Genomic DNA, 19,615 nt, shown 5'->3' on the forward strand with positions numbered 1-19,615 from the left:
ACCGCACCACAGTGAGCAGCGCGGAGACACGGTCGGCCAAGGCCACCGCATCTGCTTGCCACACCGTTTCGCTGTCCACGCACCAAGATTACCGAAAGTCGAACGCGTGTTCATCACTCGATCAGGTGGAAGCGGCGGCCCGGCAGGGACACCGTTGCGTGGGGAATCGGCGCTCCCGCACCGAGCAGCAAGCAACCACGAGAAAGCGCCGATTTCCCACGCCCCGGCGAAGCCGTATCTTGAAAAAAGAAGCCAGGTCAGCTATGCGAAACGGTCAGCCCGTAGAAAGCGACCCGAGCACCCTTCGTAGTACTGCTCGACGAGGACTGGTTGTACGAACCAGCCTTGAAGTACTGCTTGTAAGCGTTGAACGACGACGGGATGCCGTAGTGCGTCGTGCTGCCGTTGACGGTGAGGTTGATGGTGTTGCCGCCGGAGATCCCGATCGTGTAGGTCCAGGTCTTGCCGACCGAAACATGGCCGACGGTGTGCAGGGTCTGCCCGCCGTCGGGGGAGTTCTCCGTGCCCAGCACGATGTCGCCGCTCGAACGGTAGTACAACTCGAGCAGGGGCTTGGTCGACGACCCGCCGGTGCCGAGGTGGACCTGGCCCACGCAGACGTTCGACGTCACCGACACCACGCGCAGGGTGGCACTCATCTTGTGCGACCCGCTCAGCGACCAGTTGGCCGCCGACCCGCTGCGGTTCATCTCGCGCAGCTCGGAGCGGGCGTAGTTGGAATTCGGGGTGGTGACGCCCTTTTCCGGCGCCCAGAAGGTCATCGCGCCGTCACGGGTGTCGGTGTAGAAGTAGCTGTCCTGGAAGCCGTTCGCGCCCTGCAGCCGCGAGGACGAGATGGTGGTCGGCGACCCGGGCGAGCCGACCGGCTCCTGCAGCTGCCAGATCCCGAGGTCGAAGTTGCCGCCGGGGGCGACGGACGGATCGGCGAGGATGCTCTGGCCGATCGCTCCGGTGGTGGGTTCGGCTACCGCGGGCAACGCGGATCCGGCGGCCAGGGCCGGAACCGCCAGCAGGACGAGCATGGCACGCACGCGCATCGTGGGTGTCCTTTCGCGACGAGGACCCGGGGCGGAGCGCAGGCGCACTCCGTCCCACCATTCGTTCACGGGTGTGAATAAATGGTCTGGACAACCCGGCGGCGAAATTGAAGGTTAAGAGCGGCGCCGCATCGTGTCAAGCATTGACATCCTCGGCTGGAAGCGGTTACCCGGTCACCGGCGGCAGCACCTCGCACAACGCCGCCAGCGCCCCCGACCACGCGCTGTCCGACGGAGTCGCATACCCGACAACGAGCCCGTCACCACCCTGGACGGACGGATGCGCGAAGTCACCGAGCCCACCGACCGCCAGACCGGCCTTCGCCGCCGTCGCGATCACCTCCCGCTCGGTGCCCGCCGGAAGGTCCAGCACCGCGTGCAGCCCGGCCGCGATGCCCGACACGCGGATCCCGGGCGCCCGCGACGCCACCGCCGCCACCAGCTGGTCGCGACGGCGGCGGTAGCGCAGCCGCATCGCGCGGACATGGCGGTCGTAGTCGCCGGACGTGAGGAACTCCGCGAGCGTCAGCTGGTCGAACGAGCCGGGGGCCCAGTCCACGTGGCCCTTGGCCGCGATCACCTCGCGCGTCACCGAACGGGGCAGCACCATCCAGCCGAGCCGCAGCCCGGGTGCGAGTGACTTGCTCGCCGTCCCGAAGTACGCGACGTGGTCGGGGTCGAGGCCCTGCAGCGCGCCGACGGGCTGGCGGTCGTAGCGGAACTCGCCGTCGTAGTCGTCTTCGAGCACCAGTCCGCCCGTCGCCCGCGCCCAGTCGACGACGCCGGTGCGGCGGGCCGGGCTCAGTGCGCCGCCGGTGGGGTACTGGTGTGCCGGGGTCAGCAGGACCGCGCCGGCGTCGGTCAGCTCTTCCGTGCGCGCGCCGTGCTCGTCGAGCGGGAGTGCGGGGGTCCGCAACCCCGCGTCGGTCAGCAGGTCGTGGTACTGCGGCACGCCGTACGCCTCGACGGCGACCGTCCGCACACCACGCCCGTGCAGCACGGCGCCGATCAGGCGCAGCGCGTGCACGAACCCGGCGCAGACGACGATGCGGTCGGGCGTCGCGTGCACACCGCGGGCGCGGGCCAGGTAGCCGGCGAGGGCCGTGCGCAGTTCGATGCGGCCGCGCGCGTCGCCGTAACCGAGTGCCTCGTGCGGCGCGGCCGTCAGCGCGCGCCGGGCCGCCGCGAGCCACTGCGCACGCGGGAAGCTCGCCAGGTCCGGGTTGCCGGGCAGCAGGCTGAACCGGGTGCCGGGCGTGCGGATCGGTGTCGGCCGCGCGAGGGCGACGCGGTCGGTCCCGGCCTTCGGCGCCCGGCCGGGTTCCGCGCGCTGGGCGACGCGGGTGCCCGAACCCTGACGTGCGGTGAGCCAGCCCTCCGCCACGAGCTCCGCGTAGGCGTCGGCGACGGTGTTGCGCGCGATCGCCAGGTCCGCGGCCAGGGTCCGGGACGACGGCAGCCTCGCGCCGGGCGGCAGGCGTCCGGCGCGCACGGCCTCGCGCAGGGCGTCCGTCAGCGAGGTCCGCAGGCCGTGGCGGCCGCGGAGACCCACGTGGTCCAGGTGCAGATCGGCGCCGAGACCGCCGGAATTGGCCCGCGTTTCCGCCATGAAAATGGACCATACTCCTGAGCCGGTTCGCCTTAGCGTCGGAATCATGAGCACGCTCGACGTCCGGGAGTCCGCCGGACCACCCACCATCAGCACCCGGTTCGCCCTCCTGCTGGCCGTCGCCTGCGGGATCGCGGTCGCCAACATCTACTTCGCCCAGCCGCTGCTGGAGGAGATCGGGCGCGACCTCGGAGTCGGGCCGGCCGGGCTCGGGTTCGTGACGACGGTGACCCAGCTCGGCTACCTCCTCGGCCTGCTCCTGATCGTGCCGCTCGGGGACCTGCTCAACCGGCGGGTGCTCATCCCGGCGGGCTCGGTGGTCGCCGCCGTCGCGCTGGTCGCCGTGGCCGGGTCGCCGGGGCCGGTGACGTTCTTCGTCGCCAGTGGTGTGCTCGGGCTCGCGACCGTGGTGCAGCAGGTGATCATCGCCTACTCGGCGGTGCTGAGCGGTCCCGGCTCCCGCGGCCGGGTCCTCGGGATCGTGACGAGTGGCGTCGTGATCGGCATCCTGCTCGCCCGCACGGTGGCCGGGCTGCTCTCCGACGCGTTCGGCTGGCGCTCGGTGTACGTCGTCTCGGCGCTGCTCATGCTCGGTGTCGCGGTGGTCCTCGGTGTCCGGCTGCCGCCGGAGCGGCCGGGCCGGCCGCCGGTGTCCTACCGCCGGCTGATCACGTCGGTGTTCACGCTTACCGTGCACAACCGGGTGTTCCGCGTCCGGAGCCTGATCACGCTCTTCATGTTCGCCGGCTTCGGCGCGCTGTGGGGTTCGATGGCGCTGCCGCTGTCCGCGGAACCCTGGCACCTGTCGACGTCGGAGGTGGGGCTGTTCGGCCTCGTCGGCGCGGCGGGCGCGATCGGCGCGGCCCGGGCGGGCGCGCTGGCCGACCGCGGCCGGGCGCAGTGGGTTACCGGCGTCACGCTGACGCTGTTCGCGGTGTCCTGGCTGCCGATCGCGTGGCTGCCGCACTCGCTGATCCCGTTGCTCGTCGGGATCGTGGTCATCGACTTCGCCGGGCAGGCCGTGCACGTCACCAACCAGCACCTGATCGTCGGGGTCGACCCGAACTCGAGCAGCCGGCTGATCGGCAGCAACATGGCTTACTACTCCGTCGGGTTCGGCGGCGGCGCCGTCGCGGCGACAGCCACCTACAGCGCGTGGGGCTGGGGCGCGGTCTGCGTCCTGGGCGCCGGGTTCAGCGTCGCCGCGCTGCTGGTCTGGGCCGCCGACCGCAGCATCCCCCGCAAACCGTCCACAGTGGATTAAGGAGAACACGATGAAGGTATTCCTCGCCGGCGCCACGGGTGTGCTCGGCCAGCGGCTCGTCCCGCTCCTGGTCGCGGCCGGCCACGAGGTCGGCGCCATGACCCGCTCGGCCGCCAAGGTCGAGCCGCTGGTCCGCCTCGGCGCCGTCGCGATCCTCTGCGACGTCTTCGACCGGGACGAGCTCATCCAAGCCGTCCGCGACTTCAAGCCGGACGTCGTCCTCAACGAGCTCACCGACCTGCCCGACGACGTGACGAAGATCGGCGACCACGCGGAGCGCAACGCCCGCATCCGCACCGAGGGCAACCACAACCTGATCGAAGCCGCCCGCCGCAGCGGCTCGCCGAAGATCTTCGCCCAGAGCGTCGCCTGGCCGCTGCCCGACGGCCCTGACGCGCGGGCCGTCGCGGACCTCGAGCGGTCGGTCCTCGCCGAGGGCGGTGTTGTCCTGAGCTACGGCCAGTTCTACGGCCCCGGCACGTACAACGAAGACGCGAAGCCCGCGGAGCCGCGGGTCCGGATCGACCGCGCGGCCGAGCTGACGGTCGAGGCCCTCGACGCGCCTTCGGGTGTCGTCACCATCGTCGACTGAGCCGCTAGGGTCGTTGGCATGACAGCGTTGCCGAGCATCCCGGTCCTCGTCCGCACGTGGTTCGGCGACAACGCCGCCTGGGCGGCGCTGGTCGAGGAGGTCCGCACACCCAGTGAGGACGACTTCCTCGCCAACGTCACCCCGGTGGACGACCCGGCGTTCGAGGGCCTGGACGCCGAAGCGCTGAAGGAACTCCAGACGGACGGGCCGATCGTCTCCTTCCTCGCCGACGAGGTGACGCTCACGAGCGCCGACCACCCCGTCCTCGCCGTTCGGGTCCTGCCCACCGCCGACAGCGACACGCGGGACCTCCGGCCGTTCCGCGTGGTGCCGGCCGAGCTGTGGAGCGTGGAGAACAACATCAACCTGGCGAACATGGACTGGGCGGACTTCAGGTCGTCGACCGGGGAAGACGGCGTCCACCGCGGGTTCTGAAGGCGGGCCGAACCCACTGGAGGCTAGTGCAGCACGCCCAGCGCCGCCGGCGTGAACGGTGTGACCTCGTTTTCGCGGCCGGCAACAACTTTGGCGGCCCAGACGGGGTCGGCGAGCAGGGGACGGCCGACGGCGATCATGTCGAACTCGTCGGCTTCCAGGCGGTCCAGGACCCCGCTGATGCTCGTGGGCGTCGCGGGTTCGCCGGCGGTGAACTCGGTGTCGAGCCCGATCGAGCCGACCGTGATGGCGGGCTTGCCGGACAGCTTCTTGGCCCAGCCCGCGAGGTTCAGGTCGGAGCCGTCGAACGCCGGCTCCCAGAAGCGGCGGGTGGAGGCGTGGAAGGCGTCGGCACCCGCGTCGGTGAGGGCGTCGAGGATGACCCCGAACTCCTCCGGGGTCTCGGCGATCCGGGCGCCGTAGTCGTTCATCTTCCACTGGGAAAGCCGGACGACCACCGGGAAACCGGGGGAGACCGCCCGCCGGACCTCGGCGACGACTTCGGCCGCGAACCGGGTCCGGGCGCGGAGGTCGCCGCCGTAGGCGTCGGTGCGGTGGTTGGTGCCCGCCCAGAGGAACTGGTCGATGAGGTAACCGTGGGCGCCGTGGAGTTCGACACCGTCGAAGCCGAGGCGCTCGGCGGTGGCCGCGGCCTCGGCGAACGCCTGGACGACGGCGTTGATGTCGGCCTGCGTCATCGTCCGGCCGGGCTCGCCGGCGCTGCCGTCCGCGGAGACGGGCACGCCGGACGGTCCGATGGCGGGTGCGCCGGGGTGCGGGACCGGCCCGGGCTTGCGGGTCATACCGACGTGCTGGAGCTGGGGGAAGATCACGCCGCCGGCGTCGTGGACGGCGTCGACGACCCGGGACCAGCCGGCCAGGGCCGCGTCGCCGTAGAGGCGTGACACCTGGTCGTGTTCGCCGGACGACGGGTGCCCGACGTAGCTCGCCTCGGTGATGACCAGGCCGGTGCCACCGGCCGCACGGCGGGCGTAGTAGGCGGCGAGCTGCTCGGTCGGCACGCCGTCGGGCGATTGCCCCCGGGTCATCGGCGCCATCGCGATCCGGTTCGGGATGGTGAGCTCGCCGAGCACGAGCGGGCGGGACAGGGGGTTCGTCACGGGGATCTCCTTGGTTGAGTTCCCTGTTACGCTAAAACCTCACGTGGACGTGAGATTCAACTTCGAGTGCGGTAGATCACTCCGGGAGCGGCGATGCGGATCGGCGAACTGGCGGCGAAGTCCGGCGTGAGCGTGCGGGCCCTGCGGTACTACGAAGAGCGGGGAATGCTCGTCCCGGAGCGCAGCGCCGGCGGGCACCGCCACTACTCGGAGCGCGGTGTCGAGCTGGTCTGGCTGATCCAGCAGTTCTACTCCGCGGGCCTGTCCAGCAAGTCGATCCTCACGATCCTGCCGTGCGTGGAGACCGGGGAGACCAGCCCGGAGGCGCTCGCCGTGCTCGTGGCCGAGCGGGAACGCATCGACCGCCAGCTGGCCGAGCTGGCGACCGCCCGGAAGAAGCTCGACACCGTCATCGAGAACGCGTCGTCGGCGTCGTGCGCCGCGGACCACTGCCCGGACTGAGCACCACCAGCTTTCCCCGCCGCGGGCCGTGTTCCGCGGCGGCGTGGGCGGCGGCCGCGTCCTCGAACACTTCCTGCACGGGCACCCGGAACGAGCCCTCGGTGAACAGGCGCGCGGCGACCGCGAGGCCGTGCCGCCCGTCGGGCTCACCGCCCAGGGCGCCGACCGACAGGCGGACGCCGTGCTCCGGCCCGCTGAAGTCGGCGAGCGTGACCACCGACGACGGTGCCCCGGTCAGCGCGACCAGTTCCGGCAGCGAGCCCTTTCCGGCCACGTCGAGGGCGGCGTCGACCGGCCCCGGCACGCGCTCACGCAGTCCCGGGCCGTAGGGGACCGGCGTTGCGCCCAGCCCGGCGACGAACTCCTGGTTGCCGGGCGCGGCCGTGCCGTGCACCCGGGCGCCGCGCGCGAGCGCAAGACCGACGGCGAGGCTGCCGACCCCGCCGGAAGCGCCGTCGATCAGCAGGGTCGAGCCCGGCCGGACGTCGAGCAGGTCGAGGGCGCGGGTGGCCGTCTCGATCCCGGACGCCGCCGCGCCCGCCTGCTCCCACGGCATGGACGGCGGTTTTGCCGCCCAGAAGGCGAGGACGGCGAACTCGGCGGTCGCGCCACCGAGCCGGGCGAGGTCGACCGCGCCGAAGACCTCGTCGCCGATCGCGACGCCGTCGATCTCCGCTTCGTCGACAACGCCGGCCGCGTCGACCCCGGGGATGTGCAGCAGCGGGATCGGCGACCGCGACTTCCCGGCGCGGATGGCCAGGTCGACCGGCGACACCCCGGCCGCGTGGACGCGGATCCGCACCTGGCCGGGGCCGGCGTGCGGCTCCGGCAGGTCACCGACGGACAGGACTCCGGGCGGGCCGAACCGCTCGAACCGGGCTGCGAACACGGGGACTCCTGGGAAGTTCCGGTGGGCTGACGGCGTTCACGCTAGAAGTGATCATCGGCCGGCAGCGGGAAGTGAGAGCCGTGCGCGAGGAAGTGACGCAGAACCGGCGGTCGGACGCCGAACGCAACCGCCGCCACCTGCTTTCGGTGGCCCACACGACGTTTTCCCGGCTGGGCACGGAAGTCCCGGTCCGCGAAATAGCCCGGCGCGCGGGCTTGGCGACCGCGACGGTCCACCGGCACTTCGCGTCCCGGGACGACCTCGTCGCGGCGGTGTTCGCCGAGCAGGCATCGCGGTGCTCGGCGCAATTGGGCGCGGCTCTCGACGACCCGGACGTCCGGCGAGCGCTGACCCGGACGTTCCACCGCTTCGGCGAGTGGCAGGGCCCGCTCACGGACGCGATGCTGGCCCGCCCGTCCTACGGTCCGCTGCGTCGTGAGCACGGCGAGGTGTTCGCCCGGCTGGTGGACCGCGCACGGGAGGAGGGCGTCCTGCGCCCGCGGGTCACGCTCGAGGATGTCCGGCTGGGGCTGAGGGCGTTGACGTCGGTGCGCGCGTCGCCGGGGGATGCGGTGCGGCGCCTGACGGGTGTGGTGCTTTCCGGGCTGCTGGTCCCTTAGCCCGGCCGGTGGGCTTTAACCGTGGTTGGCCGGCTGGTCACGAAAAGATTACGTTACTCGATCGAGTGCAACCGGTGTCCCTGTTCGGGCGATAAACGACCGCCTAGAAGGGGGCCGGTATGACTTTGGGAAGGCTCAGAGCACTCAGACACGCCTTGGTGGCGGCGGTGCTGACCGGGGCGTTACTGCCCGTCATCTCCACCGGGGTCGCGGACGCGGCTCTGCCGCAGGGATTCGTGCTGAGGGACACGGACACGGGACTGGGGCAGTACCAGCTGACCGACTTCGGGTACCTGCCCGACCAGTCCGTTCTCGCCACGGCGAAGGACGGGCGTGTCCAGTGGGTCCCGGCCACCGGGACACCGCGGACGCTCGCGACGCTGCCGACCCGCGTCATCGGCGACCTCGGTCTTGTCGGATTGGCCGTCGCGCCGGACTACGCGACGTCACACAGCGTCTACCTGACGCGGTCGCTCGACGTCGGCACCGGTTTTGTCATGCGGCTGTCGCGGTTCACCGTGAGCGTGGACTCGGCGGGCGCGCCGACCGGGCTGACCGGTGAGCAGTCGCTGTTCGAGGTGCCCGGTATCCACAACGTGCACGGCATCAACGGCGTCATCGCCGCCGCGGACGGCACGCTGTGGACCTCCATCGGGGACAGCGGCGACTTCACGCAGGTGGACCCGGGAGCGTTGCGCGCCCAGGACGTCAACCAGCCGTACGGCAAGATCCTGCACTTCACCCCGGACGGCAAGGGGGTGCCGGGGAACCCTTACTACGACGCCGCCAACCCGTCGTCGACGGCGAGCAAGGTGTTCGCACGCGGGTTCCGCAACCCGTTCCGGTTCAGCATCGACCCGAACCTCGGCCTGCCGGTGGCCGGTGACGTCGGCTGGAACACCTGGGAAGAGGTCGACGTCGTGCAGCGCGGCGCCAACCAGGGCTGGCCGTGCTGGGAAGGCAATCACCCGACGCCCGGGTACAGCGGGCTCGCGGGTTGTGTCGGCGTGGCGAACCAGCCGCCCATCTTCGAGTACCTGCACGGCACCGGTGCGATGCAGGGCAACAGTGTCACGGGCGGCATCGTCTACAACGGATCGAGCTATCCGGCCGCCTACCGCGGTTCGTATTTCTTCGGCGACTACGTGACGCACAAGATCTGGACGATGAAGTACGACGACCAGGGCAAGCTCACGCAGGCTCCGCAGAACCCGCCGGTCTTCACCGACATCGGCGGCCCGACGAAGTTCGCGGCCGCGCCGAACGGCGACGTCGTCTACTCGGACATCCTGACCGGGAAGCTGCGGCGGCTGACCTATACCGCCGGCAACACCGCGCCGGTGGCAGCGGCGTCGTCGACCACGGACCCGGACACCCGCACGGTTTCCTTCGACGGCTCGGCGTCGGTCGACTACGACAACGACCTGCTGAAGTACGACTGGGACTTCGGTGACGGGGCCACCGCGGCCGACGCGGGCCCGAAGGTGAACCACGTCTACGCGGCGGGCACCGAGTCGTTCACCGCGAAGCTGACGGTGCGGGACCCGCTGGGCGCGACCGGCACGACCACGGTCAAGGTGGCGCCGGGCAACCACACCCCGGAGCTCACGTTGACCACGCCGGGTGACACCGCGACGTTCGCGGTGAACCAGCAGGTGAGCCTGGGCGGCACCGCGGCGGACGCCGAGGACGGTGCCTTGCCGATCACGTGGACCACGGCGGTCCGGCATTGCCCGAGTGAGTCGACCTGTCACTCGCACCCGGGAGTCGGCGGGACGGGAGCGAGTTTTGCGCAGCCGTTCACCGAGCACCCGGACTCGCGGATGGAGTTCACGGCGACGGTGACCGACAGCGCCGGGGTGACCGCGTCCAAGACTTATGTGGCGCGACCGCGTGAGCACCGGATCACCTTGGTCGGCACGCAGCCGGCGGCCTTGAGCATCCCGGTGGAGGGCGGCGTCAGCTCGGCGATGGTCACGGAAGGCGCGACGTTCGACGTCGAGGCCGCGCCGTTGGGCACCGACGGTCTCTCGAAGTTCACCAGTTGGCAGGGCGGTCCGACGAGCACCACGTGGGTGGTCACCGTCGGCACGACCGACATGACGCTGACAGCGAACTACGCCACGCCGATCGACCAGCGCTATGACGGCGACGCGGCGTTGCGCGCGAAGCTGGGCGCGCCGACGGCGGCCGAGGTCACCGACGGCACGGTCCACTACCGCACGTATGCCAACGGGCGGTTGTACTGGAGTGCCGTGGGTGGCACGAAGTTCATCACCGGTCCGGTGCGGGACAAGTACATCGCCTTCGGCGGCCACGCCAAGCTCGGCCCGCCGACGAGTGACACGGTGTCCACTCCGGACGGTGTGGCGCAGTACAACCACTTCAACAACAACGGCAACGTCGGGTCGATCTACTACACGGCTTCGACGGGCGCGCACGCGATCTACGGTGAGATCCGGAAGCGGTGGGCGGCGCTGGACTACGAGCGTGGCCTGGGCTACCCGACGACGGATGAGGCCGGCACGCCGGACGGCATCGGTCGCTACAACCACTTCGTCAAGGGCACCAACGTCGGTTCGATCTACTACACGGTCGCGACCGGCGCGCACGCGCTCTACGGGGAGATCCGGAAGAAGTGGGCGGCGCTGGACTACGAGCGTGGCTTGGGCTATCCGACCACGGACGAGACCGGCACGCCGGACGGTGCCGGCCGGTACAACCACTTCTTGCAGGGCGCTTACGAGCACTCGATCTACTACACGGTGGCCACCGGTGCGCACGCGGTGAAGGGCGAGATCCGCAAGCGCTGGAAGGCGCTCGGGTGGGAGGGCTCCTACCTGCACTACCCGACCACCGACGAGTACGTGTCGAACGGGGTGTACCGCAGCGACTTCCAGGGCGGCTACATCACCTACACCGTCGCGGCCGGGGCCGTCGACCGTCCTTGGTGACGCCTGAGTGAGTAAAAGCGACCCGCCTCCGGAAGTTCGGAGGCGGGTCGCTTTCGTCGGCTGAGTCGCGTGGGCAGGCATGACGGGGTTGGCGCAGCTCATCACCGAGTCCGGTGCAGCCCCGCTTTGGGTAAGGCGAAGGTCGGCTTCACTCCATATCCGTTGTGGAAGACGCAGTCCTCGGCGGAATCCGGTGGTTCGCCGGGCGCGCAGGGCCAGATCTCGAGGGTGACTTCAGCGGAAAGTGCGCGGTCCGAGGCGTGGAACAACGCGCCACCGGTCCTGGCCCGGACATGCACCTTCCTGCTCGTGCGGCTTGCGAGCCAGGATAGATCAGCCTCGCGGGGACCCGGTGGCACACGGCTTCCCCGGAGCGGGGGATGATCTCCTGCCGAACGGGCACACGATCGTGGCACCTGGCGAGGAGAAGCATGCTCGACGACGTGATGGGGGCGCTCGACACCGTCCTGCCCCGGCTGGCGGCGGTCACCGGCACTCCCGGGGTCGCCGTCGCGGTGGCGACCAGCGCCGAGCTGCGCACCGCCGCGACCGGGTTTGCGGACCTGGGCGCCGGCACGCCGATGACCGGCGAGACGGTGGCGCCGGCGGGGTCGCTCACCAAGCCTGTCACGGGGCTGGCCTTCATGCAGCTGGTCGAGGCCGGCTTGCTCGGCCTGGACACGCCGATCGACCAGGTGCTGCCCGCGGGGCTGCGTGGGCTCGACCCGGCGCCCGTCACCGCGGCCATGCTGGCCGCGCACCAAGGTGGTTACTACGGCGACATCGTCACGGCCACGGCGCACGCCGCACCGGCCGAACCGGTCCTCGACTTCGTCCGGCGCCGTCACGAATCCGGGCGCGCCGTGGAGTACGGCGGGGCGCTGCCGCTGGTGACCGAACCGGGTCCCTACTCGTATTCCAGCTTCGGTGTCGGCGTGCTGGGCGGCGCCGTCGAGCACCTGACCGGCGAACCCTACGGTGCGCGTGTCCACGAGCACGTGTTCGCCGCGGCCGGGATGGACACCACGAGCATCAACGACGGCACGCGGGATCCGTGGGCGACCGGCGCACCGGACCGGACCGGCGAGCAGGCGACCGGGTACATGGCGTTCGGCGACTGGTGCCTGCCGAGCCCGCCGCTGCGCACCTCGGCCTACCCGGGGGTCGGGATGCACACGAGCGTCGCGGACGCCGGGCGGCTGCTGCAGTCCTTGCTGCGCACCGCCCGGGGCGACCACGGTCTCGTCCGGCCGGAGTCGCTCGCGGCCATGGTGACCCCGCGGGTCGCGCGCCCGAGCCACGGCGTCCGGTCGTTCTCCGGCCTGACGCTCGAGCTCGCCGACCCGGAGCTCGGCGACGACTGGTGGTGGGGGCACACCGCGGCGTTCCCGTGGGGGTTCTGGTGGGAGGCACGGGTCTGGCCGCACCGCGACCTCGCCGCCGTCGCGGTCGGCAACCGGTGGGACATGGCGCGGTTCCACAACCCCGCCAGCCGCAGCGCTCCGGGGCTGGCCGTCGAGTGGGCCGGCCGCTGGGCCGTGTCCGGCGCGCCGGAAAGCCTCCCGGACATGGACGGGCGAGCCCGTTGGACCGGTCCCCGCCCCACCCCGGAAAGCTCGCGCTGGATGGGCGTGCTGGCCGGGGAACGCACCCACGGCCTGCTCGGCGTCACCGACCCGCTGCCGGCCACGACGCTGAAGGCGATGACCGGCGGGGCGCGCAGCCTCGGCGACACCGACCCGGGCGGTTGGGACCCGGATGCGTTCGTACGCGGGGTGGAGCAGGCGCGCGCGGCCGCCCCCGATCCGGACGCGCTCGGCACCTTGGGCCGGGAACTCGGTCCCGCGGCGGCGTTGTGGATGCTCGAGTGCGGGGCGTCCAGCGCCGACGTGACGATGCCGGTCGGCGCCTTCGCCCGCGCACCACGCTGAGCGCTCGTCCGCTACCGGCGGGTCCGGCGATCCACGGCCAGCCAGTTCGTTTCCCACGTCGTGCCGCCGTCGGCCGAGAACGCCTGCTCGAACCTCGCCTCGTCCGGGCCCGGCCGGAAGATCAGGAACCGCACCTTGATCGGGCGGCCGGCGAGCTGGTCGTCGCCGTAGAACTCGCCCGCGCCGTTGTGGAAACCGCCGTACACCGACGGGGTGAGCAGGCCGTCGCGGAGGTTGACGAAGGTCAGGCTCCACCGCTGGGCCTGGGGTTCGTACAGCCGCATGTTGAGCGCGTTGATGCTTCCGGCGGCCCCCGACACCACGAACTCCACCACGTTCGCCCGCCGGTCCAGGAGCGGACGTACGGTGCTGGTGCCCGCGAACTGCAGCCACGTGTCGGCGGATTCCGAGAGCGGCTCGGCGAGGACCCGCACCGTGCTGCGCCAGGTGCCGATCTCCCAGTCGAAGTCTTGCTGGCCACTCGCCGGCGACGCGGGAGGCGTTGCCGCGCCGCCCGACGCCGCGGTCGCGACCAGCAGGAGGGCGGAAAGGACGGCGATCAGGATTCGCTTGTATGGCACGGTCATGGTCCGACTATCGGAGTGGAGCACCGGCATGGACAAGAAGGCACCTGCAGGTAACCCCGCGCGCCCCAACCCGCTGCCCGGCTGCCCGATGGCCGCGGCGTTCGCCGCGATCGGCGGGAAGTGGAAGCTGACCCTGCTCTACTGGCTCGCCCACGGCGAGTCCCACTTCGCCGGCCTCCGCCGCCGGGGCACGCCGATCACGCCCAAGGTGCTCGCCGAACAGCTGCGTGAGCTCGAAGCCGACGGGCTTGTCGAACGTGTGGTGACCGGCCCGGTCCCGGCGCGCGTGCTCTACCGGCTCACGCCCTACGGGACGACTCTCCTGCCCGTCGTCGAAGGAGTCCGGGTATGGGGTGAGGCCCACCTGCGGCGCACGCAGGGCGGGACGGCGCCGGACTCGGTGATGAGCTGCGCCGACAGCGTCGTGCTCGCCGGGTACGCTGACCTGTCGTGATCAGGGCTGGGCTTGTTGTGATCGTCGCGGGCATCGCGGGTTTGCTCGCGCACCTCGTTGTCACCGTTCCGCCGGGAAGCTCCGGTGTGGTCACGGGTGGGTCGTGGGTCGCCATCGGCATCGGCACCCTGCTGGCGCTGGCCGGGATCGCCGACTTCTACGACTTCGGCTTCGGCGTCTTCCCCCTGGCCATCGGGATCGCGGTGATCATCGCGCAGCGCGCGACGCACTTCACCGAGGCGATCCACATGCCGCAGCTGCCGCTGGGGATCGTGGCGGCGGTGCTGATCGGCGTCGGCGTGCTCGCCGTGTCCTTCTCCGAAGGCGTGGACGACGCCATCATCAGGCTGCCGTTCTTCGCCGCTGCCTCACTGCTCAGCGACATCTTCGTCGACTTCGGTCCCGGCTGGGACGAGGTGCTGAACGTGACCACCGTTTCCCTCGCCGCCGCCGCGGCCGTCGCCGTGGTGGTGGTCTTCACCGAGGACGGCCTGAGTGACTCCGACTTCGCGGTGGAGCACTACAGCAGCCGGCTGCTGCTGGCGGCGGTGGCCGGGACCGGCCTGGCGGCGGTGCTGATCGCCGTGATGGCGTCGTTCGAGCTGGCGGTGTTCGCCGACGTCCTGCTGACGTCGGCGGCGGTGGTCGGCGGGTACCTGGTCGTGCCGCTGCTCGTGTCCCTCGTGATCTACTGGCTCACCGGGACCCAGGCGGTCGAAATCGCCCCCGTGAGCGTGGTCGAGAACGCGATCGGCGCCATGGAACGTCGCCTCACCGGGATCGGTGCGCTGGCCGCCGGCCTCGTCGCCGTGGCGGCGCTGGTCACGCTGTTCTTCTGGGGCCCGCCGGGCTGGCTGCTGGTCGTCCTGCTGGTCACGGCGGTCGTCGCGGCCGCGGCCGCGGGCTGGGGCGGGTACCGGGCGGTCACCGAACTGGCCCCGCTCATCAGGTCGGGGGTGACCCCGGGCCGGATCGCGGTGGTGCTGGAAACCCTGCGCCGGTCGGACCCGGTGTTCCGCCTCCTGCCCGGGGCAGGAAGGCCCTGACCCCGGCGGCCAGCGCGGGATCGGCCTGCCGGTCGCGGAGCACACCCCGGGCGATCCACTCCGCCTCGTCGTGGTGACCGAGGTCGGCGAGCTCGCGGATGGCCTGGACGCGCACCGCGGTCGGCAGCTCGGCGGCGGCGAGCAGCATGGCCATGGCCACGCCCCAGAGGTGCCGGGCCTGAACGTCGGTGACCTCCGCGTCGGCCGTGGCCGGAACCAGGTCGCCGGTGTCCCACCTCGGGTCGTCCCACACCCCGCTGTTGCCCAGGTCGGTGTGCAAGCGTTTGACCGCGGTGACCGCACGCGCGGTGTCCGGCGGCTGGAACTTCCGCATGGCGCTCTCGGCGAAGAACGTCTCACCGGCGCGGGCCAGCGCCGTCACGAACCGCAGCCGGGCGAACACGGGCCAGATCGGGTGCCCGGCGGCCGAGGCGAGCTCGACGTTCGTGGTGTCACCGCGGGGAAAGCCGTTCGCGAGCGCGTCGGCTTCGGCGATGGTGCGCAGGGGCGACCGGGTGGTCCGGGGCGGCGTCACCGGGGGACTCGGCGGGCTGATCGGCCGGCTCGGCGGCAGGGTGTCCGCCGGACGGTGGGCCCGGTTGCGGACCAGGGCGAACTGCCCCACCGAGTCGCTGTGCACGATCTTCGGCTCGGGGTGGTCGCGGTCCCGCATCCGCCGGCGGAGCTGCTGGTAGACCGTGAACACCGGCAGCACGGGCCCCTCGCCGGGCAGCCCGTCCCGCAGCACCCTGATCAGCTCACCCGAGAACACCGTGTGCCGCTCACCCTCGACGAACAGGGCCGCCAGGTGGCGCGGCGCCGACGCGAGGCCGCACATGCCCCGCGTCTCGATCTGCTCGAGCACCCCGGACGCCTCGTCCGACATGACCTGGCCGAAGGCGCGGCCGGAGTAGCAGCAGTCCACGATGAAGACCTTGATCGGCGCCGGGCTCTCCTTGATGGCCCGGCGCAGCATCTCGACCCGCAGCGAGTGGTGCTCCTTCTCGGCCTCGAAGGTGTCACTCGTGGCCAGCAGGAGCTCACCGTTGACGTCGACCAGCCCGTGGCCGGCGTAGTACACGAGCAACGTGTCTTCGGCGGTGCGGCACCAGCGTGAAATCTCCAGCCCCGCGTCGTCCTTGTGCCGGGGGTTGACCATCGTGCGGACGTGCTCCGGCCGGAAGCCGCCGAGCCCGGGGTCGACGAGGATCGCGGCGAGGTCCGCCACGTTGGCCCGCGCCTGGGCGATGTCGGCCAGCTCCGGATCGTCGTACTGAGCGGCGCCGATCAGGATCGCCTTGGACCTCTCGGGGTCGGCCAGGCGCATTCATTCCCCGCCGAGCTGCTTGGCCAGGGCCGCCGCGGTGTTGTTGAGGTCCTTCATCGCGCTCTTGTGGACCCGTTCGCCCTTGAGCACGACGGTCTTGTCGCCGGCCTTGACCGTGATGTCGACCTTCATGCCCCGCGTCTTGAGGTACGCCACCAGCGCCGTGGTCATCCCGGTGAAACCGCTGGTGACCACCAGCGACACGGTGTCGAGCGCCGGCCCCATCGTGCCCGCGCCGCCGGCCCGGTTGTGCAGGCGCACCTGCCCCGGGAAGTCCTCCTCGAGCCATCGCTGCAGGCCGAGCGCGTCTTCTTCGCCCTCGACCGTGATCAAAACCGTGGTCCCCGTCACGCCTCGTATCCTAGTGCGCTGGCATCATGCGCCCCATGGCGGACACGAACACCGTGGCGCGGCTGGCGGGCATCGGCACCTTCACCGAACTGCTCGACGTGCTGGCCGGACTGCGTGCCGAACACGCTCCGGCCCGGATCCTCTGCACCCTCGACGACGTCGGCCAATGCCTGTACACGAGCGGGCACGCCACCGAAGACGACCGGCTCTGGTTCGACGACGGGGACCCCGGCGACGACCCCGCCGCCCGCCGCCGGGCCGACGACGCCCGGGTCGCGCACGTCGCCGCGGCCCTCGACGACACCAAACTGCGCGTCGCGTGGGACGAGCTCCCCGGCGCGCGCCTCGGCGGGGAAGCCGACGTCGCGGCCCTCGTCGAGGTGAACCGGAACCCGGACGGTTTTTTGGACGACGTCGTGCTCGTCCAGCGGGTGCCGGTGCCCAGGGACGATCTCGCCGTCGCGGGCATCCCCAACGGCTACTTCACCGCCGACTGGGACGTCTTCCAGAACCACACGATCATCCGGCGGATGGCCACCCACGGCTACCGCCACGTGGGGATCGGCGCGTCACTGCTCGGGTTCGACCGGCCGGCCGCCCCGTCGCTTGACGAGGCTCAGGCCGTTGTCGCCGACCTGAAGCATCTCTTCGGCGCGCCTGACGCCGCCGGCTGGGCCGAGCTCACCGCTCTGCTGCCGCAGCGGCGCCTGCTGCTCCTCGGCTACACGGAGAACTTCCCCGACCTGGTGGACGATCTCGCCTGAGGCCGGAGCAGAGCGGGCCGAACGCGTCTGGTGCGACTCAGCGCAACCGAACCTCCAGGTGGACGCGGTGCCGGCCACGCGGCAGTGGCACCCAGGCCGGCTCGGCCACCGGCGTCACTCCGGGGAACCGGTCGAACAGGGTGCGCAGCGCGACCTCGGCCTCCACCTTCGCCAGCGCCACGCCGAGGCAGAAGTGCGGTCCCCAGCCGAATCCGACGCTGCCTTCGCGGCCGCCGTGCCGGGCCTGCCAGCGGACGTCGGCGTGGTGCGGGTGCGCGAACTGCGCGGGATCGCGGTTGGCCGCGCCGAGCACCACCTGCACCGCGTCACCGGCGCCGATCCGCACGCCGCCCACCTCGAGTTCCGTTGCGGCGTAACGCAAGCGGGCGAGCTGCACCGGGCCGTCGGTGCGCACCAGCTCACGCACCGCCGCCGGCCAGAGCTCGGGCTCGGTGCGCAGCAGCTCCCGCTGGGCGGGGTCGCGCATGAGCGCCAGCGCCGCGTTGGACAGCATGTGCGCCATGGTTTCGTGCCCGGCGAGCACGAGGAACACCACCAGGGCCACGATGTCGACGTCGGTCAGGTCGTCCTGGGCGGCCACCTCGCTGAGCAGGTCGTCCCGCGGCTCGGCCCGTCGCTGGTCGACCAGCTTGTGGCAGAAGGAAAACATCTCGCCGAGTGTCGGCGTGACCCGCGCCGGGTCGCCGTCGACCAGCACCTTGCCCCAGCGCCACCAGTCCGCCCAGTCCGCTTCGTCCACCCCGACCAGTTCGCAGACCACGGCCATGGCCAGCGGGTAGGCGTACTCGTCGAGCAGGTTCACCGTCCCCGGCGCCGCGCCGAGGTCGTCGAGCAGGCCGTCGACGATCTCCTGCACCCGGGGGCGCAGCGTTTCGACCCGCGTCGCGCCGAAGGCGTGGCTGATGCTGCGGCGCAGCCGGGTGTGCTCGGCGCCGTCGAGGCTGAGCAGGCTCGCCCGCAGGTAAGGCAGGTGCTCCGGCGGTGTGCCCAGCGCGAGGAACGCCTCCTCCTGCGTCTGCGCCCCCGTGCCCGGCAGGCCGGCCGGATCGTTGCGCACGGCCGGATCGGAGAGCACGGCGCGGACGTCGGCGCTGCGGGTGACCAGCCAGCCCTCTTCGCCGTTGGGCAGCCGGGCCCGGCAGACCGGCGACTCGGCGAGGATGCGGTCGTACCCGCACATCGGATCGTCGAGGACGGCCGGGTCGCGCAGGTCCACCACGGGTTCGGAAGACATCGGGGGAGCTCCTTCAGCCCTTGAGCGGGCCGCCGTTGATCGCGATGCGGTGGCCGAAGCGGGTGTGCGGGTAGTAGTCGTACGTCGCGTGGTGCTGCACGCAGCGGTTGTCCCAGAACACCAGCGTGCCCGGCTCCCAGCGCACCCGGCAGGCCAGCATCGGCCGGTTCGGCACCATCGAGAACAGCAGGTCGAGCACCGCCTGGCTCTCGTCGGCCGACAGCTGCGGGATGCGTGACGTGTAAGCCGGGTTGACGTACAGCAGCGGCCGGTCGGTTTCCGGGTGCCGCACGACGACCGGGTGCTCGCTGGCCGGCGGCTCGTAGCCCTCCGGGATCTTGTGGCCGCGGAAGGCGTGCGCGCCATCGTGGATCGCGGTGAGCCCGGCCAGCAGCTCCTTGAGCTTCGGCGACAGCATGTCGTACGCGAGGTGCATGTTCGCGAAGAGCGTGTCGCCGCCGCTGCCCGGCTCGGGCATCCGCGTGATGTGGAGCATCGAGCCCAGCGACGGCTCGGCGTCGGCGGTGCCGTCGGCGTGCCAGCCGTTGCCGAACACGTTGGCCGACTCCGGGGCGGTCGCGACCTCGAGGATGTACGGGTCGCCGTGCTCGGGCGGCGGGTTCACCGGGCGCAGCTCGCCGAAGCTCGCGGCGAGCCGCTTGTGGTCCTCGACCGAGATGTCCTGGTCGCGGAACACCAGCACGTGGTGGTCCAGGAAGGCCGTCTTCAGCTCGGTGAGCTGCTCTTCGGTCAGCTCCCGGGTCAGGTCGAGGCCGGTGACCTCGGCGCCGATGATCGGGGTCAGGCCCCGCACCGCCAACGTCCGGTAGTCGCGCGCGGGCCGCGTCGTGATCCGCTTGACCGCGTCGAGTTCGTACTGCTCCATGGTTTCCTTT

Annotated in this window: 19 protein-coding genes; 10 read left to right on the top strand and 9 right to left on the bottom strand. The window is 71.4% G+C overall.

The window, feature by feature from the left end; translation table 11 throughout:
* Window positions 1–257: 257 nt before the first annotated feature.
* Together ACIA5G_RS52840 and ACIA5G_RS52845 are read right to left on the bottom strand one after the other, a co-directional pair.
* Entirely contained in the window at window positions 258–1,058 is an 801-nt protein-coding gene (locus ACIA5G_RS52840; protein WP_395937995.1) for a polysaccharide lyase family 7 protein, read from the bottom strand.
* A 166-nt stretch (window positions 1,059–1,224) separates the two neighbouring features.
* On the bottom strand, window positions 1,225–2,667 hold the full coding sequence (locus ACIA5G_RS52845) for a PLP-dependent aminotransferase family protein (protein WP_395937997.1): 1,443 nt from the start codon (window positions 2,665–2,667) through the stop codon (window positions 1,225–1,227).
* Window positions 2,668–2,713: 46 nt separating this feature from the next.
* Between ACIA5G_RS52845 and ACIA5G_RS52850 the strand changes: the two genes are divergently transcribed.
* The 3 genes from ACIA5G_RS52850 to ACIA5G_RS52860 are packed head-to-tail and all read left to right on the top strand — an operon-like array spanning window position 2,714 to window position 4,958.
* Window positions 2,714–3,931, top strand: a complete 1,218-nt coding sequence (locus tag ACIA5G_RS52850) for an MFS transporter (RefSeq protein ID WP_395937999.1) — start codon at window positions 2,714–2,716, stop codon at window positions 3,929–3,931.
* Window positions 3,932–3,941: 10 nt separating this feature from the next.
* A complete protein-coding gene (locus tag ACIA5G_RS52855) occupies window positions 3,942–4,523 on the top strand; it encodes an SDR family oxidoreductase (protein WP_395938001.1) in 582 nt (193 codons plus the stop codon).
* 18 nt (window positions 4,524–4,541) lie between these two features.
* The gene (locus ACIA5G_RS52860; RefSeq protein ID WP_395938003.1) at window positions 4,542–4,958 is read left to right on the top strand and encodes a DUF6924 domain-containing protein; all 417 of its coding nucleotides are present in this window, start codon (window positions 4,542–4,544) and stop codon (window positions 4,956–4,958) included.
* Between the two features lie 23 nt (window positions 4,959–4,981).
* Here ACIA5G_RS52860 and ACIA5G_RS52865 read toward each other — a convergent pair whose 3' ends face one another.
* Window positions 4,982–6,079 (bottom strand): NADH:flavin oxidoreductase, encoded by a 1,098-nt coding sequence (locus ACIA5G_RS52865; RefSeq protein WP_395938005.1) that lies wholly within the window; start codon window positions 6,077–6,079, stop codon window positions 4,982–4,984.
* Between the two features lie 93 nt (window positions 6,080–6,172).
* Between ACIA5G_RS52865 and ACIA5G_RS52870 the strand changes: the two genes are divergently transcribed.
* Window positions 6,173–6,541, top strand: coding sequence for a MerR family transcriptional regulator (locus tag ACIA5G_RS52870; RefSeq protein ID WP_395938007.1), 369 nt, complete (start codon window positions 6,173–6,175; stop codon window positions 6,539–6,541).
* On the opposite strand, the gene ACIA5G_RS52875 is transcribed toward ACIA5G_RS52870, so the two are convergent.
* Window positions 6,489–7,430 (bottom strand): NADP-dependent oxidoreductase, encoded by a 942-nt coding sequence (locus ACIA5G_RS52875; protein ID WP_395938009.1) that lies wholly within the window; start codon window positions 7,428–7,430, stop codon window positions 6,489–6,491. The two genes, ACIA5G_RS52870 and ACIA5G_RS52875, sit on opposite strands and share 53 nt — an antisense overlap.
* 80 nt (window positions 7,431–7,510) lie before the next feature.
* Here ACIA5G_RS52875 and ACIA5G_RS52880 point away from each other — a divergent pair, with 80 nt between their 5' ends.
* From ACIA5G_RS52880 to ACIA5G_RS52890, 3 genes are all read left to right on the top strand, one after another.
* Window positions 7,511–8,050 (top strand): TetR/AcrR family transcriptional regulator, encoded by a 540-nt coding sequence (locus ACIA5G_RS52880; RefSeq protein WP_395938011.1) that lies wholly within the window; start codon window positions 7,511–7,513, stop codon window positions 8,048–8,050.
* A 119-nt stretch (window positions 8,051–8,169) separates the two neighbouring features.
* On the top strand, window positions 8,170–11,004 hold the full coding sequence (locus tag ACIA5G_RS52885; RefSeq protein WP_395938013.1) for a PQQ-dependent sugar dehydrogenase: 2,835 nt from the start codon (window positions 8,170–8,172) through the stop codon (window positions 11,002–11,004).
* A gap of 431 nt (window positions 11,005–11,435) precedes the next feature.
* Window positions 11,436–12,935 carry a serine hydrolase domain-containing protein gene (locus tag ACIA5G_RS52890; protein WP_395938015.1) on the top strand — a complete coding sequence of 500 codons (1,500 nt, stop codon included), beginning with the start codon at window positions 11,436–11,438 and terminating at the stop codon, window positions 12,933–12,935.
* 11 nt (window positions 12,936–12,946) lie between these two features.
* Here the strand turns inward: ACIA5G_RS52890 and ACIA5G_RS52895 are convergent, their stop codons facing one another.
* On the bottom strand, window positions 12,947–13,522 hold the full coding sequence (locus tag ACIA5G_RS52895; RefSeq protein WP_395938017.1) for a hypothetical protein: 576 nt from the start codon (window positions 13,520–13,522) through the stop codon (window positions 12,947–12,949).
* Between the two features lie 28 nt (window positions 13,523–13,550).
* Here ACIA5G_RS52895 and ACIA5G_RS52900 point away from each other — a divergent pair, with 28 nt between their 5' ends.
* Both ACIA5G_RS52900 and ACIA5G_RS52905 read left to right on the top strand, forming a co-directional pair.
* On the top strand, window positions 13,551–13,976 hold the full coding sequence (locus ACIA5G_RS52900; protein WP_395938019.1) for a winged helix-turn-helix transcriptional regulator: 426 nt from the start codon (window positions 13,551–13,553) through the stop codon (window positions 13,974–13,976).
* Window positions 13,973–15,022 (top strand): hypothetical protein, encoded by a 1,050-nt coding sequence (locus ACIA5G_RS52905; protein WP_395938021.1) that lies wholly within the window; start codon window positions 13,973–13,975, stop codon window positions 15,020–15,022. The genes ACIA5G_RS52900 and ACIA5G_RS52905 overlap by 4 nt, the downstream gene beginning before the upstream one ends.
* On the opposite strand, the gene ACIA5G_RS52910 is transcribed toward ACIA5G_RS52905, so the two are convergent.
* Together ACIA5G_RS52910 and ACIA5G_RS52915 are read right to left on the bottom strand one after the other, a co-directional pair.
* Window positions 14,922–16,349, bottom strand: a complete 1,428-nt coding sequence (locus ACIA5G_RS52910) for a caspase domain-containing protein (RefSeq protein WP_395938023.1) — start codon at window positions 16,347–16,349, stop codon at window positions 14,922–14,924. The two genes, ACIA5G_RS52905 and ACIA5G_RS52910, sit on opposite strands and share 101 nt — an antisense overlap.
* Entirely contained in the window at window positions 16,350–16,700 is a 351-nt protein-coding gene (locus ACIA5G_RS52915) for a hypothetical protein (RefSeq protein ID WP_395938025.1), read from the bottom strand.
* A 35-nt stretch (window positions 16,701–16,735) separates the two neighbouring features.
* Between ACIA5G_RS52915 and ACIA5G_RS52920 the strand changes: the two genes are divergently transcribed.
* Window positions 16,736–17,464, top strand: a complete 729-nt coding sequence (locus ACIA5G_RS52920; protein WP_395938027.1) for a hypothetical protein — start codon at window positions 16,736–16,738, stop codon at window positions 17,462–17,464.
* Between the two features lie 37 nt (window positions 17,465–17,501).
* Here the strand turns inward: ACIA5G_RS52920 and ACIA5G_RS52925 are convergent, their stop codons facing one another.
* Together ACIA5G_RS52925 and ACIA5G_RS52930 are read right to left on the bottom strand one after the other, a co-directional pair.
* The gene (locus ACIA5G_RS52925; RefSeq protein WP_395938029.1) at window positions 17,502–18,719 is read right to left on the bottom strand and encodes a cytochrome P450; all 1,218 of its coding nucleotides are present in this window, start codon (window positions 18,717–18,719) and stop codon (window positions 17,502–17,504) included.
* Window positions 18,720–18,732: 13 nt separating this feature from the next.
* The gene (locus tag ACIA5G_RS52930) at window positions 18,733–19,605 is read right to left on the bottom strand and encodes a TauD/TfdA dioxygenase family protein (protein ID WP_395938030.1); all 873 of its coding nucleotides are present in this window, start codon (window positions 19,603–19,605) and stop codon (window positions 18,733–18,735) included.
* Window positions 19,606–19,615 lie beyond the last annotated feature (10 nt).

It is taken from the genome of Amycolatopsis sp. NPDC051758, from assembly GCF_044453095.1.
Lineage (GTDB): Bacteria > Actinomycetota > Actinomycetes > Mycobacteriales > Pseudonocardiaceae > Amycolatopsis.

What these genes read in the sequence shown, in the direction of transcription:
- ACIA5G_RS52840 (WP_395937995.1), bottom strand. Translation starts at nt 1,058, where the DNA reads ATGCGCGTGCGTGCCATGCTCGTCCTGCTGGCGGTTCCGGCCCTGGCC.
- ACIA5G_RS52845 (WP_395937997.1), bottom strand. Translation starts at nt 2,667, where the DNA reads ATGGCGGAAACGCGGGCCAATTCCGGCGGTCTCGGCGCCGATCTGCAC.
- ACIA5G_RS52850 (WP_395937999.1), top strand. Translation starts at nt 2,714, where the DNA reads ATGAGCACGCTCGACGTCCGGGAGTCCGCCGGACCACCCACCATCAGC.
- ACIA5G_RS52855 (WP_395938001.1), top strand. Translation starts at nt 3,942, where the DNA reads ATGAAGGTATTCCTCGCCGGCGCCACGGGTGTGCTCGGCCAGCGGCTC.
- ACIA5G_RS52860 (WP_395938003.1), top strand. Translation starts at nt 4,542, where the DNA reads ATGACAGCGTTGCCGAGCATCCCGGTCCTCGTCCGCACGTGGTTCGGC.
- ACIA5G_RS52870 (WP_395938007.1), top strand. Translation starts at nt 6,173, where the DNA reads ATGCGGATCGGCGAACTGGCGGCGAAGTCCGGCGTGAGCGTGCGGGCC.
- ACIA5G_RS52885 (WP_395938013.1), top strand. Translation starts at nt 8,170, where the DNA reads ATGACTTTGGGAAGGCTCAGAGCACTCAGACACGCCTTGGTGGCGGCG.
- ACIA5G_RS52890 (WP_395938015.1), top strand. Translation starts at nt 11,436, where the DNA reads ATGCTCGACGACGTGATGGGGGCGCTCGACACCGTCCTGCCCCGGCTG.
- ACIA5G_RS52895 (WP_395938017.1), bottom strand. Translation starts at nt 13,522, where the DNA reads ATGACCGTGCCATACAAGCGAATCCTGATCGCCGTCCTTTCCGCCCTC.
- ACIA5G_RS52900 (WP_395938019.1), top strand. Translation starts at nt 13,551, where the DNA reads ATGGACAAGAAGGCACCTGCAGGTAACCCCGCGCGCCCCAACCCGCTG.
- ACIA5G_RS52910 (WP_395938023.1), bottom strand. Translation starts at nt 16,349, where the DNA reads ATGCGCCTGGCCGACCCCGAGAGGTCCAAGGCGATCCTGATCGGCGCC.
- ACIA5G_RS52920 (WP_395938027.1), top strand. Translation starts at nt 16,736, where the DNA reads ATGGCGGACACGAACACCGTGGCGCGGCTGGCGGGCATCGGCACCTTC.
- ACIA5G_RS52925 (WP_395938029.1), bottom strand. Translation starts at nt 18,719, where the DNA reads ATGTCTTCCGAACCCGTGGTGGACCTGCGCGACCCGGCCGTCCTCGAC.
- ACIA5G_RS52930 (WP_395938030.1), bottom strand. Translation starts at nt 19,605, where the DNA reads ATGGAGCAGTACGAACTCGACGCGGTCAAGCGGATCACGACGCGGCCC.